Annotated in this window: 13 protein-coding genes and 1 tRNA gene; 11 read left to right on the top strand and 3 right to left on the bottom strand. The window is 39.9% G+C overall.

Annotated elements, in window-relative coordinates:
* Position 1: 1 nt before the first annotated feature.
* The 4 genes from JM81_RS04975 to JM81_RS04960 all read left to right on the top strand — a co-directional run bounded on the left by JM81_RS04975 (position 2) and on the right by JM81_RS04960 (position 4,784).
* On the top strand, positions 2 to 1,372 hold the full coding sequence (locus tag JM81_RS04975; RefSeq protein ID WP_144801050.1) for a sialate O-acetylesterase: 1,371 nt from the start codon (positions 2 to 4) through the stop codon (positions 1,370 to 1,372).
* Positions 1,373 to 1,504: 132 nt separating this feature from the next.
* Positions 1,505 to 3,226 (top strand): GMC family oxidoreductase, encoded by a 1,722-nt coding sequence (locus tag JM81_RS04970; RefSeq protein ID WP_089259895.1) that lies wholly within the window; start codon positions 1,505 to 1,507, stop codon positions 3,224 to 3,226.
* Between the two features lie 3 nt (positions 3,227 to 3,229).
* Complete coding sequence (locus JM81_RS04965) at positions 3,230 to 3,952, top strand: gluconate 2-dehydrogenase subunit 3 family protein (RefSeq protein WP_089259896.1); 723 nt, start codon at positions 3,230 to 3,232, stop codon at positions 3,950 to 3,952.
* A gap of 13 nt (positions 3,953 to 3,965) precedes the next feature.
* Complete coding sequence (locus tag JM81_RS04960) at positions 3,966 to 4,784, top strand: sugar phosphate isomerase/epimerase family protein (RefSeq protein WP_261374965.1); 819 nt, start codon at positions 3,966 to 3,968, stop codon at positions 4,782 to 4,784.
* A gap of 56 nt (positions 4,785 to 4,840) precedes the next feature.
* On the opposite strand, the gene JM81_RS04955 is transcribed toward JM81_RS04960, so the two are convergent.
* Together JM81_RS04955 and JM81_RS04950 are read right to left on the bottom strand one after the other, a co-directional pair.
* Entirely contained in the window at positions 4,841 to 6,625 is a 1,785-nt protein-coding gene (locus tag JM81_RS04955; protein ID WP_144801046.1) for an arylsulfatase, read from the bottom strand.
* Between the two features lie 24 nt (positions 6,626 to 6,649).
* Positions 6,650 to 7,777, bottom strand: a complete 1,128-nt coding sequence (locus JM81_RS04950; RefSeq protein ID WP_144801044.1) for a glycoside hydrolase family 130 protein — start codon at positions 7,775 to 7,777, stop codon at positions 6,650 to 6,652.
* A gap of 175 nt (positions 7,778 to 7,952) precedes the next feature.
* Here JM81_RS04950 and JM81_RS04945 point away from each other — a divergent pair, with 175 nt between their 5' ends.
* The 7 genes from JM81_RS04945 (at position 7,953) to JM81_RS04915 (ending at position 15,612) form a co-directional block, all read left to right on the top strand.
* Positions 7,953 to 8,648 carry a M15 family metallopeptidase gene (locus tag JM81_RS04945; protein ID WP_144801042.1) on the top strand — a complete coding sequence of 232 codons (696 nt, stop codon included), beginning with the start codon at positions 7,953 to 7,955 and terminating at the stop codon, positions 8,646 to 8,648.
* Between the two features lie 13 nt (positions 8,649 to 8,661).
* Positions 8,662 to 9,576, top strand: coding sequence for an alpha/beta hydrolase (locus JM81_RS04940; protein ID WP_261374964.1), 915 nt, complete (start codon positions 8,662 to 8,664; stop codon positions 9,574 to 9,576).
* A 128-nt stretch (positions 9,577 to 9,704) separates the two neighbouring features.
* A tRNA-Pro gene (locus tag JM81_RS04935) sits at positions 9,705 to 9,778 on the top strand.
* Positions 9,779 to 10,220: 442 nt separating this feature from the next.
* Complete coding sequence (locus tag JM81_RS04930) at positions 10,221 to 12,479, top strand: alpha-L-fucosidase (RefSeq protein ID WP_261374963.1); 2,259 nt, start codon at positions 10,221 to 10,223, stop codon at positions 12,477 to 12,479.
* Positions 12,480 to 12,577: 98 nt separating this feature from the next.
* On the top strand, positions 12,578 to 13,660 hold the full coding sequence (locus tag JM81_RS04925; RefSeq protein ID WP_144801038.1) for an efflux RND transporter periplasmic adaptor subunit: 1,083 nt from the start codon (positions 12,578 to 12,580) through the stop codon (positions 13,658 to 13,660).
* Positions 13,657 to 14,919, top strand: coding sequence for an ABC transporter permease (locus JM81_RS04920; protein WP_144801036.1), 1,263 nt, complete (start codon positions 13,657 to 13,659; stop codon positions 14,917 to 14,919). Before JM81_RS04925 ends, JM81_RS04920 begins: the two co-directional genes overlap by 4 nt.
* A 12-nt stretch (positions 14,920 to 14,931) precedes the next feature.
* Complete coding sequence (locus JM81_RS04915; RefSeq protein WP_144801034.1) at positions 14,932 to 15,612, top strand: ABC transporter ATP-binding protein; 681 nt, start codon at positions 14,932 to 14,934, stop codon at positions 15,610 to 15,612.
* Between the two features lie 65 nt (positions 15,613 to 15,677).
* On the opposite strand, the gene JM81_RS04910 is transcribed toward JM81_RS04915, so the two are convergent.
* Positions 15,678 to 18,944 (bottom strand): ThuA domain-containing protein, encoded by a 3,267-nt coding sequence (locus tag JM81_RS04910; RefSeq protein ID WP_186435528.1) that lies wholly within the window; start codon positions 18,942 to 18,944, stop codon positions 15,678 to 15,680.
* Positions 18,945 to 19,063 lie beyond the last annotated feature (119 nt).

Here is a 19,063-nt window from a genome sequence, read left to right as displayed (position 1 = left end):
AATGCGATTTTATTTATTATTGATTTTCATTTGTTCAACGGCTATTGTCAAAGCGGAAATAACCTTACCCAATATTTTCTCGGACAAAATGGTGCTTCAACGAGAAACGGAAGTATTATTGTATGGTTGGGCAGACCCCAACGAGGAATTTGAAGTTTATACGGGTTGGAACGATAAGACGGTATCAGTAAAGACCGGGAATAATGCAAAATGGCAGGTAACCGTGCAAACACCTGAAGCAGGTGGGCCGTATAACATTAAGTTTACCGGAAAAGGAAATGAAATTGTTTTTACGCAAGTATTGATCGGGGAAGTCTGGCTTTGCTCAGGACAAAGCAATATGGAGTGGAGTGCCAACAGTACAATAGACAATAAGGAATTTGAAATTGCCAATGCGAACAATGATTTAATACGATTGTTTACCGTGCAAAAAAGAACGGCACTTCATCCACTGGAAGATGTAGAGGGTACTTGGGAAGCCTGTACATCGGAAACCATGCCCGATTTTAGTGCAGTAGCCTATTTTTTTGCTAAGAAAGTGGCAACGGAGTTAAACGTACCCATTGGCTTGGTCGATGCTTCTTGGGGAGCATCCTGTGCCGAAGTGTGGACACCGGAAAATGTCTTTGAATCTTTTCCGGAATTAGCTAATGCGCATAAATCCATAAAACCCAATAAATGGGTTACCATTGAACCGTCTGTGTTATATAATGCAATGATTGCCCCGCTTACCAATTTTAAGATTTCTGGGGTTCTATGGTATCAAGGAGAATCCAACACGGCCAACGCATCATCGTACCAAAATCTTTTTACCCATATGATTACTTCCTGGAGGACGGCATGGCAATATGATTTTCCATTTTATTATGCACAAATAGCTCCGTTTAAGTATGGAGGAACGTATGAAGGAGGTATTGTCAGGGACCAACAGCGCAGAACGTTGTCCTTAAAGAATACCGGCATGGCCATGACAAGTGATATTTGCACTGTTGATGATATTCACCCCCAAAACAAGCAGGATGTGGGATTGCGACTTGCCAATATCGCCCTAAAATATCATTTTAATGCTTTTGACGGGGAAGTTAATGGTCCGTTGTATGATATGGTTAAAGTCCAGGGGAATGCCATAGAGGTATCTTTTCATAATGATGAAGGAATGTATGTCAAGGGTAGGCAAATAGACCATTTTGAAATTAGTGGAGAGAATGGGGTTTGGTATCCTGCTAAGGCAAGTTTAAAGAAAGGGGTGGTGCGTGTAAGTGCCAAGGAAGTGAAATTACCGGTGCATGTGCGTTATGCTTGGAAAAGTACGGCTATAGGTAATCTATTTAATGCGGCGGGCTTGCCCGCTTCTACATTTACCAGCGAATAATATCCGGATAAATAGGTATCGATAGCACTATAAAAGCAGACGCCTGTAGAACATATTAGGTTATTCAGCTAAAAACATATTTATAATTTTTTATTAATATTTACATTGTATGCTCGAACAAATAGAAAGATTATGCAGATAAAAGAATCCTCAGAAATTTATGATGTCATCATAGTCGGTTCAGGAGCCGGTGGTGGTATGGCAACAAAACAGTTGGCAGATGCCGGCCTTAATATTGCCGTTGTAGAGGCAGGGCCATTTTTTGATCCTGCGGACCCAAAGACCATGACCCAGTTAAAACAACCTTATGATTCCCCAAGAAGGGGTGCGGGAACCACCCGTGCATTTGGAGAATGGGATATGTCCTGGGGAGATTGGGAAGTTGAGGGAGAACCATATACACATGCAGAAGGTACCGAGTTTAAATGGTGGCGGGCGCGAATGCTAGGTGGTAGAACCAACCACTGGGGACGAATATCCTTGAGATTTGGACCTAAGGATTTTAAAGGAAAAACAAGGGATGGGCATGGAGATGATTGGCCTATTGGCTATGAGGACGTAAAACCCTATTATGATAAATTGGACAAACTTATTGGGGTTTTTGGAACCAATGAAGGAAGGGAAAACGATCCTGACGGATTTTTCCTGCCTCCTCCAAAACCAAGATTGCATGAGCTTTTCTATATTAATGGAGCAAAAAAATCTAACATTCCGGTTATACCGGGTAGGCTTTCAATGTTGACCAAACGTATCAATGAGGATCGTGGGGTCTGTTTTTATTGTGGCCAATGTGGTAGGTCTTGCCAAATTTATGCGGATTTTTCCGCAGGTAGCTGTTTAATCTTTCCTGCCCAAAAAAGTGGTGGTCAAGTAAAATTGTTCGTAAATGCCATGGTACGTGAAATAACGACCAATGAAGAAGGTAAGGCTACCGGGGTTTCCTATATCAACAAAGAGGACAGAAAAGAGTATAAATTAAGGGGCAAGGTAGTGGTTTTGGCCGCGTCTGCATGTAGCTCAGCACGTATACTTTTAAATTCAAAGAGTAAACAACACCCTAATGGACTAGGAAACAGTAGTAACCTTGTGGGAAGATACCTGCATGATTCTACCGGAGCTAGTGCCGCTGGGGTAATACCAGGTCTAATGAATCGTAAAACATCATATAATGAAGATGGTGTTGGGGGTATGCACGTTTACTCACCCTGGTGGGGAGATAATTCCAAATTGGATTTCCCTAGAGGATACCATATAGAAGTTTGGGGCGGTATGAGTCAGCCTAATTACGGGTTTGGTTGGGACCCAAATGCATTGAATAAATATTTTGGATTAAAGTCTGGAGGATATGGCGATAGTTTACGGGACGATGTCAAGAAATACTATGGTTCTGTCATAGGTTTTGGTGGTCGTGGAGAAGGCTTGGCCAGCTATGATAATTATTGTGAGATTGATCCAACTACTGTTGATCAATACGGTATCCCCGTACTGAAGTTCAATTATAAATGGTCTCAATATGAAAGAAACCAGGCCAAACATATGCATGATACCTTTGAAGAAATCATACATAACATGGGCGGACATTATTTAGGGGAAAAACCCGGTAAAGACCAAGATTATGGATTGCATAAACCAGGTGAGATTATTCATGAAGTTGGTACGACAAGAATGGGAGATGACCCAAAAACATCGGTTACGAACAAGTTTCAGCAATTGCACGATGTAGATAACGTTTTTATAGTGGATGCAGGGGTATTTGTATCACAAGCGGACAAAAACTGTACCTGGACCATTATGGCACTTTCATGGAGGGCATCTGATTATATCATAGAACAGTTAAAGGCACAAAATATTTAGAAGATGGATAGAAGAAAAAGTTTACAAACCCTAATACTTGGTGGTGCCGCTGCGGGTACCGGATTGGTGTTCAATTCCTGTAAGACTGAAAATGGCGAGTCTATAGACGAAACCATCACTACCAGTACCGAAAAATATTTTGGAAGAACCCCCGCCGAATTGGAGCGTATAGAAAAATTGAATGCAGAACAATTGTTCAATGAGCATGAAATGGAAACTATAGCTGCGTTGGCAGTAGTAATTCTTCCACCTAAAGAACCCCATGGCGGACCAATAGAGGCAGGAGTACCGGAACTTGTTGAATTTATGGGCAAGGATATTCCTGAAATGGCTCCTACACTTCTTGGTGGACTAATGTGGTTGGATCATAAAAGTAATACGGAATTTGGAACCGAATTTAAATCGGCGACCTTGGAACAGAAAAAACAGATTTGTGATGAGATCTGTTGGCATGATACGGAAAAGCCATTGAGTGAACAACCTTTGGAAATTCAGTTTTTTTACACCATGAGGGGCCTCACGGTAACTGGTTATTATACTTCTGAAGTAGGTATTGCAGATTTGGGTTATAAAGGGAATACCCCTAATGTGTGGGATGGCGTTCCGCAAGATGTTCTAGATCAGCACGGTGTTGCCTATGATCCGGAATGGATAGCCAAGTGTGTGGACCAAAGCAAGAGAAATGTCATTGCTGAATGGGATGATGAAGGCAATTTACTTACATAAACGGATTATGAGGATGAAAAAAATAATCATTGCAGCCTTATTTATCGGAAGCGGATATATGGCACAGGCCCAAGAAGTGGGGCTTCAACTATATAGTCTTAGGAATCAGTTTAAGGTTGATGTAGCCAATACACTGGGGTTGATCAATGAGTGGGGTATTACTAAAATTGAAGGCGGTGGAACGTATGACATGCCTTTAGAGGAGTTTAAGGCCTTGCTTGCAGAGAATAAACTGGAGATGGTTAGTGTAGGAGCCAGTTTTGAAGACCTTGAAAATAATGTGGGCAAAGTCATAAAGGATGCCAAGGATTTTGGCGCAAAATATGTAATGTGCGCTTGGGTGCCGCATGAAGGTAATAAATGGGCTTTGGAAGAAACCAAACATGCCAGTGAAGTATTCAACAAAGCAGGTAAGAAGCTTCAGGAAAGTGGACTTATTTTGGTTTATCATCCGCATGGCTACGAATTTAGGCCTTATAGAAAAGGAACTTTGTTTGATTATATGGTAAAGAATGCAACCAATTATACGTTTGAGCTAGATGTCTTCTGGGCACAACATGGCGGTGAGGACCCTTTGGCATTAATGAAAAAGTATCCTAGTAAGATTACATTACTACATTTAAAGGATATGGAAAAAGGTATTGAGGGTAATGATACAGGGCATGAAGATGATGAAACCAATGTAGTCCTGGGTACAGGGCAAATAGATATTGCAGGTATTGTTGCCGAAGCAAAGAAATTGGGTATAGAATATATGTTTATTGAAGATGAATCTACAAATGTGGTATCTCAGGTACCGCAAAGCTTAACGTATTTAAAATCGCTGGAATAGCCTCAAGGATATAGTACACAAAAAAAGCTCCGATCATAATTGAATTGGAGCTTTTTTTATTCCACCTTTTTAAATTGTAACAACCTAAAATCGCCAACTTGGCTTTTCTTTACTTCAAGAGCTTTAAGGGTAAGAATGCCGTTACCTTTAGTAAGGGAAATAGTTCCTAAATCAAGCGCTTTAAAACTTTTTACATAAGATTCTATTCTCGGTACACGATCATTGTGCATGCCTATTAGTTCTGGGTCGTGGGCTTCCGTTATCTTACTTGCTATTTTGCTTCCGTTGAAACTCAATTCTACTATTGAACCCAAATCTTTCTCTGGACAGGTATAGTAGAGATCAACTTGAAATCGTCCTTCTTCCATTACCTCAACATCCCAACTAATGGAATCATTGACTGATTTCCAATTGGTAAAGAAAGAATCATTGGGCCATTGGTTACTGCGTATTATGGCACCATGGGCAATACCATCTCTTGCAGATAGCTGTGTGTATATTGCTTGTGGATAGCCTAATGTAAAAGCACGTTTATCGTTGTTTTTGTGAAGTGTCATGGTTTCTTCTTGCCAATTCTCCTTGGCCGCTATCAAGGAATCTCTTAATGTGGTATATATGTGGGAAACATCTATTTTCTGTCCGCGGTCTATGGTAATATCATAAAGCCTGTTTTCCTCATCTAACCTAAATTGCTGATTTCTAACACTTGTTTTTCCGTTCCAATGGTTAAATATTAAACGTTCCTGTACAGTTGTGTCCTTTTGTAATAGCAAAGCACTTAAATCTTTGCCATCAATAGGTTTATTGGTGCTTACGGGTATTTCCAATAAGCCGCAAAGAGTAGGTAGCAAGTCAATACTTCCGGCTATATCAACAAGATTTAATCCGTTTTTTATATGGCCGGGCCATTTGATAAAGAAAGGTGTTCTCACGCCGCCTTCATCTACACTTCCTTTTTTACCTTTCATTCCACCGTTCCATCGGTATGCATTAGGTCCGTTGTCAGATAAGTAGATGATGATGGTGTTTTCCTCCAATCCCAATTGTTCTATGGTCGTCATTATTCGGCCTACATTGGTATCGATATTTTCCACCATGGCCAAAGCGGCTTTCGTAAATTGCAGGTCTTCATCTTTATCTACGGAGGCTAATGAATCTAATGGTTTATGTTTCATTTTGTTCCAATACTCGTCCGGTACCTGCATAGGGCTATGTGGGGTATTATAGGGTAGGTAAAGGAAAAAAGGTTCGTTTGCATGCTTTTCTATAAAATTAATTCCTTGGCCGGTAAGGTCATCTACCAAAAAACCTTTTCCTTGAACAAGTTTCCCATTGTTTTCCAGCATGGGGCTAAAATAATTACCCCAATGCCCAGACGCAAAACCATAAAACTGTTCAAATCCTCTAGAATTAGGGTGGTAAGGCGGTTGCATACCATTATGCCACTTGCCAAATGCCCCCGTTCTATAACCTGTTTCCTGAAGTATTTCCGCTATGGTGGTTTCATTAAGGTTAAAACGTTCCCCACCCGATGAAGTTTCATATACGCCTAATCTGGTAAAATATCTTCCGGTCAATAATTCAGCTCTTGTAGGGGAGCAAACGGGTTGCACATAAAAATTATCAAAAGATGTCCCATAATTTTTAATAGCGTCTATGTGTGGTGTGTGCAGATTGGAATTGCCGCTACTGCTCAAATCGCCCCAACCTTGGTCATCTGCCAAAAACAGGATGACATTTGGTCTTTTTTGTGTAGGCAAAGGTTTTTCTATGGTTTTCTTTTCTGTACAGCCAATACCTGTTATAAAAAGGGAAAGTATGAATACTTTAATTAACTTCATTGTACACTGGGTTTACGAATGGTTTTATTTATTTCTTACTGCTAAACCAACCATTGAATCTGCCGTACCATAGTACAGGAACCATTTTTCTTTAAAGAATACCAAGCCTTGGATGAAGGTGGTCCCCGCTTTGTACTGACCACTAATTTCATGAGGTAGGCTTGGGCATATAAAAGGGGTTTCCAGTCTTTTTATCATAATTGTAGGATTTTCCTTGTCAAACAATACTTGACCACCACAATAAGTCCCTTCTGGATATTTAGAGGTAGCGCCTTCTCCACTAAGATTTTTTCCATTATATAATAAAAGAATGCCGTCATCAGTATATATTGCAGGGGGTCCGGGTTCGGTTAAATGGCTGTCAAATTCATTGAGGGTAGGGGTAAAACTATGCAATAACTTCCCTTCTTCGTTCAGTGTCGGTTCCCAATCTATGCCATTAGTGGAGGTGGCCAAGTTAACAAATAACTCGCCCCAGTACATCAAGAATGTTCCGTTTACTTTTTTAGCTAGCAATCTACCATTGACCAATTCTGTAACGATGGCACCGGATTTGCTCCATTCGTTCAAGAATTTACCACCATGTGCTTGTTCAAAAACAGGGCCATGTTTTGTCCATTTTTTCAAATCTTTGGAAGTGGCACTGGATAGTCTGGCAATATTCTTGTTCCAACTGGTGTATAGCATAATATACGTCCCATCTTCTGTTTCAACGATTCTTGGGTCTTCTATTCCACCGGGCTGGTCCCATTGTGCAAATTCATCATTGTCAGGATATAGCACGGGTGTTGGATATTTGGTAAAATTGATGCCGTTTGTACTATACGCCAACCCAATTCTTGAAGTTCTTCCACCTAATATGGCATCGGGATTGTCCTCTGCCCTAAACAATAGAAAAACGGTATCGTTCCGTACAATGGCTCCAGGGTTGAAAACATCGGCTTTTTGCCAAGAAACTGATTTTTTCGAAGTAGGATCAATAAACGAGTAAGATGAATCTGCTTGCATAATAGGGTTAAGGGCTGTTTTTTCAAACCCTAATAACCAAGGAGATTCTTTTATGTTGTTAGTGTCCAAAACGACTTGCTTTGGTGTGCCGCAGGAAATAAATAAGAATAGTATGCAGAAGGGAACAATAATATGTTGGTTCATTGTTTTTGGTTAAATTGCTTAAAAATCAGTAGGTATAAGGTAGGTAATAAATCTTTACTACTGGCTTACAGCTTAAAAGAAATTATAAGGTAGTTTGCTTAATATGAAATGGATGGGTTTGGTTAAAAATGGAACATATTTTAAAACGTTGATATGCTTATTTTTACTTACTGTTATGTTTGTAGGTTGTAAGGACACTGTCAAATCCGCAAATGGCGATTTGGAGACCCGTAAGCCTATTCCCAAATCGGATACCATATCCAAAACCGATATTGCGAAAACGCCACGGTTGAAAACAATAATACCATTGGATTCGTTAAGGGACACCACCTTTGTGAGATTAGCCGATTACAGTGATGGTTTTGCCTTTGATTTAAGATACGCTACCCAAAACAATTTTTTAAAGGAACAGGTTTATGACTGTGCGGAATGTTATACCAGGGTTAAAACCGTTAAGGCCTTATTGGCTGCAAATGCCGATTTTCATAAAAATGGGGTCAAGATTAAATTTTTTGATTGCTACCGTCCAAATTCTGTTCAATATAAAATGTGGAAAATTGTGCCCAATCCACAATACGTCGCCAATCCTGTTAAGGGCTCAATACACAATAAAGGAGGGGCTGTTGACATAACCTTGGTGTCATTGACCGGTGAGGAATTGGATATGGGAACAGATTTTGATTTTTTTGGAAAGAGAGCTTATCACGATAATTATGATCTGCCCAAACAAGTTTTGGACAACCGGAAATTATTGAAGGAAACAATGGAAAAACATGGATTTTGGTCCACTAGGACAGAATGGTGGCATTATAACCTTCAAGGAGCCTCTAATGACCCCATAGCTAATTTTAATTGGGAGTGTAATGATTAGGCTGCCTTTAATAATGATTTTTGTCCTGGCACTGACGGTTTTGGGTGGATGTGCCGCAAATAAGGAATTGGTTATTGATATTTGGCCCAAAGATAAAATTCCCAACCAATTAAAAACCGATATAGAGGAAGTTCAAGAGTATACGGACATTTTAAAATTCAGCAGGGTACAAAAACCTACAATAGAAGTTTTTTTGCCACATGCATCAAAAGCTACGGGAAAGGCCATGTTGATTTTTCCGGGAGGAGGGTATGGTATTCTGGCCTATGACTGGGAAGGTACTTCGGTTGCCAAGTTTTTGGTAGATCATGGTATAGCGGGCATTGTAGTCAAGTATAGATTGCCGTCTGATGAAACCCAAATAGATAAGCACTATGTGCCCTTAATAGATGCCCAAAGGGCTATACGGTTGGTAAGGAGCAGATCAAAAGAATGGAACATTGATCCCGCCAATATTGGTTTAATAGGCTTCTCGGCTGGTGGGCACTTAGCCTCAACTTTAGGTACCCAATACGATAATATGGTGTATACGGCCGTGGATAAGGTTGATAGTTTAAGTGCTAGACCAGATTTTATGGTTTTGATGTATCCGGTAATTACCATGGGAGAAAACACACATAAAGGTTCAAGGAATAATCTGTTGGGAAAAAATCCATCTGCCGAAAAGGTCATGCAATTTTCCAGCGATCTGCAGATTAATGAAGATACCCCGGCTACGTACTTAATTCATGCAATGGATGATAAAGCCGTTCCGGTGGCCAATAGTGAATATTTTTTTGCCCTGCACAATGCAAAGTCCAACGAGCGTGGCCAATTATATATTTTTGAAGAAGGGGGGCATGGGTTTGGGATGGCAGAGGACAATGAAATATTAAGAAAATGGCCTTTATTGGTTTTAGATTGGATTAATAGTTTGGAAACCGATTAACTTTTTTATTTTTGCAACCTTAATTTGAGAATCTAATCGTTGAATAAAAAGTTTAAGCACTATTATCCGGTTAATTTTCAAGTAAATAAACGGTATAGCACTTTTATTTTTTGCTGTATTGGTAGTCTCGGGATGTAGCGCAGTCCGGTAGCGCACTCGGCTGGGGGTCGAGTGGTCGCAGGTTCAAATCCTGTCATCCCGACTGAATGAGAAAGTGAACTGTGAAAGCAGTTCACTTTTTGTTTTCAATGAGGTCATGAACATAGTTCATGAAAGGAATTGGGAGCAAAAAGTGGGTAGGCGATAGCCTTCACTTTGTTATTTGCAATGAGGGTTCATTAGGATTATACAAATCCTGTCATCCCGACTGAATGAGAAAGTGAACTGTGAAAGCAGTTCACTTTTTGTTTTCAATGAGGTCATGAACATAGTTCATGAAAGGAATTGGGAACAAAAAGGGTGGTAGGCTATAGCCTTCACTTTGTTATTTGCATTTCATTGAACTATAAGGTTTGGTCAACAGTAAAGCTTGCAAAAAAAGTATTGCTTTTGGTCATCTTTGCGTAGGCATTTATTTATATATTCCATTAGTTTTGAAAATGTCTGTACAATATGTACATTCTTAATAATTAAAAATTATGGATATGTGTATGATAGCCCCAAAAAAATACGGTTATTTCCTAAGCATTATTACATTGTGCATATGGTTGACATCCTGTACGCCAAAAGGCAAGCCTGCTTTGGCCTTGTCAACTGAAAACACTATCGCACTTGATAATGATGACATTGAAGATTCCGTTAGGATAAAAGCTGCACATATTGTTCCATCCAAAAATCAATTTGAAGCGTTAAAGGACGAATTCATAGCGTTTGTACATTTTGGACCCAATACCTTTACTAGAATGGAGTGGGGTAATGGTATGGAAGACCCTGCTATCTTTAATTTAAAAAATCTAAATACAGATCAATGGTGCCAGGCAATGAAAGATGCGGGAATGAAAAAAGTAATCATTACGGCCAAGCATCATGATGGTTTTGTCTTGTGGCAGAGCAGGTATACAAAACACGGGGTAATGTCTTCTCCGTATAAAAATGGAGAAGGAGATGTCGTTAAGGAATTAGCTGCATCCTGTAAAAAATATGGCATTAAATTGGGGGTCTATCTCTCTCCAGCAGATTTGTATCAAATAGAACATCCAGAAGGATTGTACGGTAATTTAAGTAAGTATACCAAACGCACAATACCTAGACAAATTGAGGGTAGGCCTTTTGAGAATAAAACTACTTTTGAATTTGAAGTAGATGATTACAATGAATATTTCTTAAATCAATTGTTTGAATTGTTGACGGAGTATGGACCTATAGATGAGGTTTGGTTTGATGGCGCCCACCCCAAACGTAAAGGAAATCAGCAATATAAATATAGGGATTGGAAGAAATTAATAACTGCCCTAGCGCCTAATGCTGTAGTTTTTGGAAAAGAAGGTACGCGATGGTGCGGTAATGAAGCAGGGGCAACCAGAGATACCGAGTGGAGCGTTGTGCCATATGATGAAGACCCTAGGACTATGAATCTCTTTGCCGATATAACGGACGAAGATGTTGGGAGTATGAAAAAATTGGTTGCCGGTAAGTTTTTACATTACCAGCCAGCAGAAACCAATACCTCTATAAGGGAAGGATGGTTTTACAGGGATGATACCGACCAAAAGGTAAGAACTACAGACGATGTCTTTGATATATATGAACGTTCTGTTGGTGGCAATTCCATATTCTTATTGAACATACCCCCCAATAGGGAAGGGGAATTTTCTGACCAAGATGTACAGGTACTTAAAGAAACCGGCCAAAGAATTAAGGAAACGTACGGGGTAAGCTTATTGGACGGCGCAGATGGGCCTAAAGAACTCCTGGGTCAGGATAATAAAACGCATTTAATTTTGCAGGATGCGGAACCGATTGTTGAGGTGACGTTACCTAAGGCTACTAAGATCAATAGATTTTTAGTTCAGGAACATGTTGAGGTATATGGAGAACGTGTATCCGAACATGCGTTGGATGCCTGGATTAATGATGAATGGAAAGAGGTTGCCAGTGCAACCAACATTGGTTACAAAAGAATATTGCGTTTTCCGGAAATTGAGACTACCAAACTAAGGCTCCGTATCTTGGCATCAAGATATACACCCGTTTTACAGCATATTTCAGCGCATTATTTTAAGAGTAGGCCACCACAGTTACAGTTTAGCAGAAATAGTAAGGGAGAAGTCAGTATTGTTCCTAAAATGTCTGATTTTGGATGGAACCCCAATGGGGAGAACGCCGGGGCCAATTTAAACAAGGGCATGCAGATATTTTACACTACGGATGGGCAAGTGCCAAATTCATCGTCTTCCTTGTTTACCGATCCCTTTGTTTTTGGGGAAGGTGAGGTCAAAGCGGTGGCTATTATGAATGGGGAGAAAGGAAGTACCGCCACGTTTAGGTTTGGAATTCCAAAAATGACTTGGACATTGGTAGAGTCAAGTAGCGCACAGAAAAAGCATGAGGGAGAATTACTATTTGATGAGAATCCCAATACATATTGGCAATCCCAAGAAAATGATGGGAATAAATCCGTAGTAATTGATTTGGGTGAAGAATTGCAAATTAGTGCTTTTGCATATACACCGCCCACTTCAATATCCAATAGCATGATTGAAAAAGGAACTATTTTTTCCAGTCAAGATGGTAAGGTTTGGACCCAACAGGATAGTTTTACCTTTGGCAACCTGATCAATGACCCTACACAACGTACCTTTAGGTTCAATAAGAAGTTCCAAGCAAGGTATATTAAATTACAGGCTAATGAAATTGCGGGCAATGGACCTAAGGCGGCTATTGCAGAATTGGATTTTTACTAAATGCCTTTATATTAGGGGTGGTAATTAAATTTATATGATTTTACTCATAGGCTAACATATTCTTTAGTAGTTACTTTGGTTAAGGTAATCTAAGAAATATGCGCTTTTTTAAAATTATAGTTCTTTCATTGTTAATTGGGGGTTGTCAAGGTAATGAAGATAACATTTTACCTAAAAGAACGACCCTTACCATGTCCGTGTATGCATCCGCAACTATACAGCCGGATAGTTTATACCAACTATACGCCGCGGTAGGTGGTATTTTGGACAATAACTTTAAAGAAGAGGGAGATCTGGTTCAAAAAGGTGACCCCATTCTTCAAATTATTGATCGTGCCCCACAACTACAGACCGAGAATGCCTACTTGGCATTAAGACAATCCAAAGAGAATTTAGAAGGTAATGCCGCAGTTTTAAAAGAGATTGAAGACGAGGTTTATGCGGCCAGATTAAAATACTTGAACGATTCTCTTAATTTAAGCAGACAGCAACGCCTATGGGAACAAGGAATTGGTTCCAAAGCCGAGTATGACACCAAAATGTTGGCTTTTCAACTATCGCAAAATCAACATAAAACTTTAAAAGCACGTTATGCCAGAACGCGTTTTGAATTGGAAACGAAAATGGTACAGGCAAAGAACAGTTACCAATCTAACAAGATAACCACAGATGATTTTACGGTAAATAGCAGAATTGCAGGAAGGGTATACGCACTATATAAGGAACCTGGGGAACTGGTTAGCACCGTAGAGCCGCTTGGTACCATTGGTAGTGCCAATGATTTTATAATTGAAATGTTGATTGATGAGGTAGATATCATCAAAATACAATTAAATCAGCAGGTACTTATTGTTTTAGAGGCATATCCCAATGAAATATATACTGCAAGGGTAAGTAAGATTTACCCGCAAAAAGAAGAGCGATTGCAGACCTTTAAAATTGAGGCTTTGTTCAATGAACCGCCTAAATTACTGTATCCAGGATTGGCCGGTGAAGCAAATATTGTAATAGCCCAAAAGAAAGACGTTCTTACCATACCGCGTGATTATTTGATGGACGGCAACAAGGTTATGGCCCCAGAAGGGGATATAGATGTTGAGGTTGGGTTACAAAATTTAGAACAGGTAGAAATTCTGTCCGGAATAACGGAAACCACCTTGATAATTAAGCCGACGCAATGATAAACTGGAAGGTAATTTTAAATATTGCCAAAACACATCTTTTAACCAAGATGAAATCCACCGTAACGGCAGCTTTGGGGGTAACATTTGGTATTGGGGCCTATATCACCTTGGTCAGTTTTATGACCGGACTCAATACTATGCTGGACAGTTTAATTTTAAACCAAACTCCCCATATTCATTTATACAATGAAATTGCACCAACAAAAGATCAACCTATTTCACTCTATGAAGAATTTGAAAACTCGGTGCATATAATAAGTTCCATTAAACCCAAACAGGGGCAAAAGAAAATTCACAATGCGCTACCAATACTTAATTATCTAAAAAATAAAGATGTAGTAAAGGGGGCCACTCCCCAAGTACGCGCACAGATTTTTTACCTGTCCGGGTCTATTGAACTGGGGGGCAGTATAGTAGGCGTGGATATTATGGAAGAAACCAGATTGTCCAATATGCGGGATTACATTGTTCAGGGTTCGCCAGAAGCATTAAAAAACATGGATAATGGAATCTTATTGGGTGCCGGGTTGGCAGATAAAATGTCCTTATCTGTAGGAGATAGGGTGCAAGTGAGCACGGTAGCCGGGGCACTTGTGCCCCTTAAAATTGTAGGCCTCTATCAAAGCGGTATTGCGGATGTGGATAATGTTCAGAGTTTTTGCAATTTAAAAACGGTACAACGTATTCTAGGTGAATCTCAAAATTATATAACGGATATCAATATTAAGCTTTACAATATTGAACAATCACCACAATTGGCAGAATTTCTTGAAAAGCAATTTAATGTTACGGCCACGGACATCAATGAGGCCAATGCACAATTTGAGACCGGTTCAAATATTAGAAATTTAATTACCTATGCCGTATCCATCACCTTGCTCATCGTTGCGGGTTTTGGTATTTATAATATCCTTAATATGCTCATTTATGAAAAAATGAAGGATATAGCAATTTTAAAAGCTACAGGTTTTTCAGGTACGGATGTTCAATTTATATTTATGAGTCAAGCTATGATTATAGGCATAATAGGAGGTATTTTAGGTTTGGTATTGGGCTTTGTCCTTTCTGTAATCATTGATGGTCTACCTTTTGAGACTGAAGCGCTGCCTACCATAAATACATATCCGGTAAATTTTAGTCTTACCTACTATATCATAGGTATTGTGTTTGCGCTGATCTCTACCTGTATTGCGGGCTGGCTACCATCCAATAAGGCAAAGCATATTGATCCGGTTAAAATTATTAGAGGTACTTAACATGGTGTAGGAATGAATAATGTTTTAGAAGCAAAAAATATCAATAAGCATTTTTTGAAACCTAAGGATTTTCATGTCCTAAAGGATATTTCCTTTGCCATAAAAGAAGGAGAGTTTGCATCAATTATGGGAAAGTCTGGTTCTGGGAAATCTACTTTATTGTATATACTTTCAACAATGGATACTGATTACACCGGAGAATTATTCTTAAACGATACCTTAGTAACGGGTAAACCTGCATCTGAGCTTTCCAGAATTAGAAATGAACATATTGGTTTTGTATTTCAGTTCCATTATTTGTTATCGGAATTTAGTGTATTGGAAAATGTAATGCTACCCGCTAAAAAATTGGCCCGTAAGTCCAATATGGAAATAGAGCATGACGCCTATGAAAAATTAAGCATGCTAGGAATTGAAAAATTGGCAAAGCAAAAGGCGTCGCGCATTTCTGGTGGTGAAAAACAACGGGTTGCGATTGCCAGGGCATTGATCAATAATCCTTCTATATTAATGGGGGATGAACCTACCGGTAATTTGGATAGTTATAACTCTGACAATGTGTTCAATATTTTTAAAAGATTAAAGGAAGAGGAAGGGCTATCTTTGTTAGTGGTAACCCATGATGAAGATTTTGCAAAACGAACGGACTATATCATTGAAATGGAGGATGGGCGTATAGTATCTGGCCAATAACGGAATAATCAATGCATAAAAAAGGCTTCAAAAAGTTTGAAGCCCTCTTACATTACCATACTGTGTTATCGTTTATAGTCAAATGAAATCCAGTCTGCATGGCAAATATTTTGAGTGGGGTCCTGTTCGTTCTTAAAAACAAGGACCAGATCGGCCTTTTCAACATTAGGGGATATAGGAATGGTATAGTAAATGGTTTCTTCCTTACCATTATGTTCTAGATATTGCTTGCCTATCAATGGTCCGTCCACACTATTTTCACGAACCTCCATAATACCTTTGAATTCTTGATCCATATTATAGAAGGCGGCAAACTTTAAATGCTCTATGTCCTGAAGAGTAATAGCATTGAATTTTAGATATGCCCCATGCTGTAAAACACCCACAACCCGAGATTTGCTTGTACTCCAGGTACCCGTGCCCTCTTTGATTTCGTTGGCGTTTTCTGCTTCAATTTTTTGACTTTTAAAGATGACCTGTTCGCTAACGGTAAGTTCAGAGTTAGGTTGGGTTTTATTGCCCTTGTCCCGGTAGGAAGCCATAAGTACATAATTACCTTCACCTGCCTGACCTATATGATCGTTAAATGTAATGGTTCCGGACAACGGCAATGATTTCTGGCCTGTCTCTTCTTGTGGTTTTAGGCTAAGGATGTAATCTACCATTTGCGTAACTTCCTCTACGGTAAGCTGGGGATGGGCGGACATAGCATTTTCTCCCCAGGCACCACCACCGCCTTTTATGATCTTAGAGACCAAATAACCGGTATCTTCCGCGCCATAACGCTTTGCAATGTCTATATAACTTGGACCGTTGACTTTTTCCTTAACGGCATGGCATGCTTTACAGTCAGAAGCTTCAATGGCCTTTTTGCCAATGGGATCAAGATTACGCTGGTGCCCTAATGTGGCTTTAACAAAATCACGGCCTTCCGGTATGTAGTCAAAAGTTACCTTTACATCTTCTGCGGCAATGGTTTGATCAGCAGTAGAGCCATCCTGTTTATCTTCTACGGTAATGGTGTAATCTATGTTTTTTCCATCCCAGTATATAGTGTCATTGTTGGCTATTTGTATATTTAGGGTAGGGGCGTCGTTACCGACCAAAATTTTCGTATTGGCAGACGCTGTGTTTCCTTTGCTGTCCGTTACCTTTAAGGTTACATTGTAAATTCCGTCTTCGGTAAAGGTAAACTCGGTGTTCATTTCTTGCGATTGAGGAGAATCTCCTGTAAAATACCAGTCATATGTAAGCGCATCATGGTCAAAATCTTTTGAGTTTTCTGCTGAGAAAGCAACGGTCAACGGTGCCGCACCTACAGTTTTGTCGTGTGTAAATTTTGCGACCGGCTCCCTATTGCCTTTGATATACGATATGCTGCTCAATCTGGCGTCCAGGTTTTGGGAGTTCCATTTTTGACCATATTCTAGAATATACATATTGCCATTGGACGCAAAGATCATATCCATAGGATGGGAGAATTCCTCATTGGGCATAAAGGCATCGGCTTTAACATAATTGAACTCCTCATCTAGGGTGATCACATAAATCCAATCTCTCATCCATTCATAAACAAACCATTTGTTTTCAAAGTAAGGAGGCCATAGATTTTCTGCGTTGGGCATATCCGCTTTATGAAATACGGGGCCTGCCATAGGGTTGATTCCTCCTTGGCCCATCCATGGAAATTCTTCCGATCTATAATAGGTCATAGGAATCATGGATTTTTGTGCCGGAGGTAATTTCTGGATACCCGTATTATGTGGGGAATCATTGATAAGATTATTTGGGTCAAATTTTGCACCTGACATATTGGTCGTAAACTCAAAATCATTGTATGCTTCATTGTACCCTCTAGTAAAAGGCCAGCCCCAAAAACCTGCGTTTTTTGCTTGGTTGTATTCTCCCATTCCGCTAGGTCCCCTGTTGGGATCAGCCTTACCTGCATCTGGACCTATATCTCCCCAATATAGAATACCAGTTTTGCTATCTATAGAATGTCTAAAAGGGTTTCTTAGTCCCATAGCATAGATTTCCGGTCTTGTTTTTTCCGTACCTACGGGAAACAGATTGCCTTTTGGGATAGTGTAGCTACCATCTTCCTCTGGTTTTATTCGCAATATTTTTCCCCTTAAGTCATTGGTATTGGCGGCAGAGCGCTGGGCATCGAACCCTGCACGGTCCAATCTTTCATCCATAGGTGAGAATCCTGAAGATTCAAAAGGATTGGTATTATCGCCAAGGGCTATAAAAAGGGTTCCGTCAGGACCAAATTCCAAGGCGCCACCACTATGGCAACACTGCCTGTCCGTAGGAATTTCCAGTAGAATTTTTTCGGAATCCAGATCAAGGATGTCATTCTTTAAGGTAAAACGGGATACATGTTGTTTGGAAATATCCCCTTTGTTGGAATATAAAAGATATACCCAATTGTTCTCAAGGTAATTGGGGTCTACTGCCAGTCCCAATAATCCATCTTCGTTGCCATAGAACAAATTTAGCTGTGCAATGGTCTTTGTTTGTTCTGTTTCAAAATCAAAAAGCTTCAAAGCACCGTGGCGTTCAATGAACAAAATTCCCCTTCCGGGCAACTCATCGAGCTCCATGGGCTCGTTTAGGTTAAAATCCAATACGTTCTTAATAAAGCGGTCCTCTGGCGGCACTCTGTCCGTAGTGGCTAGGGAATAGTCTAAGGTAGCATCGCCTACGGCATAGGTAATACCGCCCAATAGATGCTTCAAAAATAACGGGTCCTCAAAAGTCTCATTGGTATGTCCCATCTCGGTATAGAAAGCCCTACCGCCATCATATGCGTGATACCAAGCTATGGGATGGCCCTCAGGATTTGTGCCGCCCTCATAACTGTTTTCGTCAATAGAAATCAGGACATTTATATTTGGATTGATATTTTTAAAATTGTACCACTCATCGCTCTTGGACCACGTTTCCCCTAAATGTTGTGTAGACGGGTGAGCATTGTTTTCAATATTCAATTTGGCTTCTTGTATGCGCGGATGGTCGTTAAAGACAGCACCCACAAGTTTATTGTACCATGGCCAATCATACTCGGTATCCGTAGCGGCATGGATACCAACAAAACCACCGCCAGCCTGGATGTAGCGTTCAAAATCTGCTTGCTGAACGTCATTTAGAATATCTCTAGTAGTATTGTTGAATATTACCGCAGCATAGTTTTTTAAGGAGTCCTCTACGATATAGTCGGCATCTTCGGTAGTAACGACCTTAAATCCATTTTCCGTGCCTAATTTTTGCAATGCAAGGTTTCCTGCCTCAATAGACCCGTGCCTAAAACCTTGGGTTTTGCTAAACACCAATATGGTATCATTTTTTTGCGAACAACTTTGTATGAAAAGAATGCAAAAACAAAGTGCTAACAGGAGATAAGGGGAACTAAGTGAAATATTAGGTCTGTACATTAAATGATAGATTT

Source organism: Maribacter sp. MAR_2009_72 (assembly GCF_007827235.1).
Lineage (GTDB): Bacteria > Bacteroidota > Bacteroidia > Flavobacteriales > Flavobacteriaceae > Maribacter > Maribacter sedimenticola.
Note: the sequence above shows the minus strand (reverse complement) of the source record. Positions and strands in the feature narration are given on the sequence as shown.

What these genes read in the sequence shown, in the direction of transcription:
- JM81_RS04930 (WP_261374963.1), top strand. Translation starts at nt 10,221, where the DNA reads ATGTGTATGATAGCCCCAAAAAAATACGGTTATTTCCTAAGCATTATT.
- JM81_RS04955 (WP_144801046.1), bottom strand. Translation starts at nt 6,625, where the DNA reads ATGAAGTTAATTAAAGTATTCATACTTTCCCTTTTTATAACAGGTATT.
- JM81_RS04975 (WP_144801050.1), top strand. Translation starts at nt 2, where the DNA reads ATGCGATTTTATTTATTATTGATTTTCATTTGTTCAACGGCTATTGTC.
- JM81_RS04945 (WP_144801042.1), top strand. Translation starts at nt 7,953, where the DNA reads ATGTTTGTAGGTTGTAAGGACACTGTCAAATCCGCAAATGGCGATTTG.
- JM81_RS04970 (WP_089259895.1), top strand. Translation starts at nt 1,505, where the DNA reads ATGCAGATAAAAGAATCCTCAGAAATTTATGATGTCATCATAGTCGGT.
- JM81_RS04925 (WP_144801038.1), top strand. Translation starts at nt 12,578, where the DNA reads ATGCGCTTTTTTAAAATTATAGTTCTTTCATTGTTAATTGGGGGTTGT.
- JM81_RS04960 (WP_261374965.1), top strand. Translation starts at nt 3,966, where the DNA reads ATGAAAAAAATAATCATTGCAGCCTTATTTATCGGAAGCGGATATATG.
- JM81_RS04920 (WP_144801036.1), top strand. Translation starts at nt 13,657, where the DNA reads ATGATAAACTGGAAGGTAATTTTAAATATTGCCAAAACACATCTTTTA.
- JM81_RS04965 (WP_089259896.1), top strand. Translation starts at nt 3,230, where the DNA reads ATGGATAGAAGAAAAAGTTTACAAACCCTAATACTTGGTGGTGCCGCT.
- JM81_RS04915 (WP_144801034.1), top strand. Translation starts at nt 14,932, where the DNA reads ATGAATAATGTTTTAGAAGCAAAAAATATCAATAAGCATTTTTTGAAA.
- JM81_RS04940 (WP_261374964.1), top strand. Translation starts at nt 8,662, where the DNA reads ATGATTTTTGTCCTGGCACTGACGGTTTTGGGTGGATGTGCCGCAAAT.
- JM81_RS04950 (WP_144801044.1), bottom strand. Translation starts at nt 7,777, where the DNA reads ATGAACCAACATATTATTGTTCCCTTCTGCATACTATTCTTATTTATT.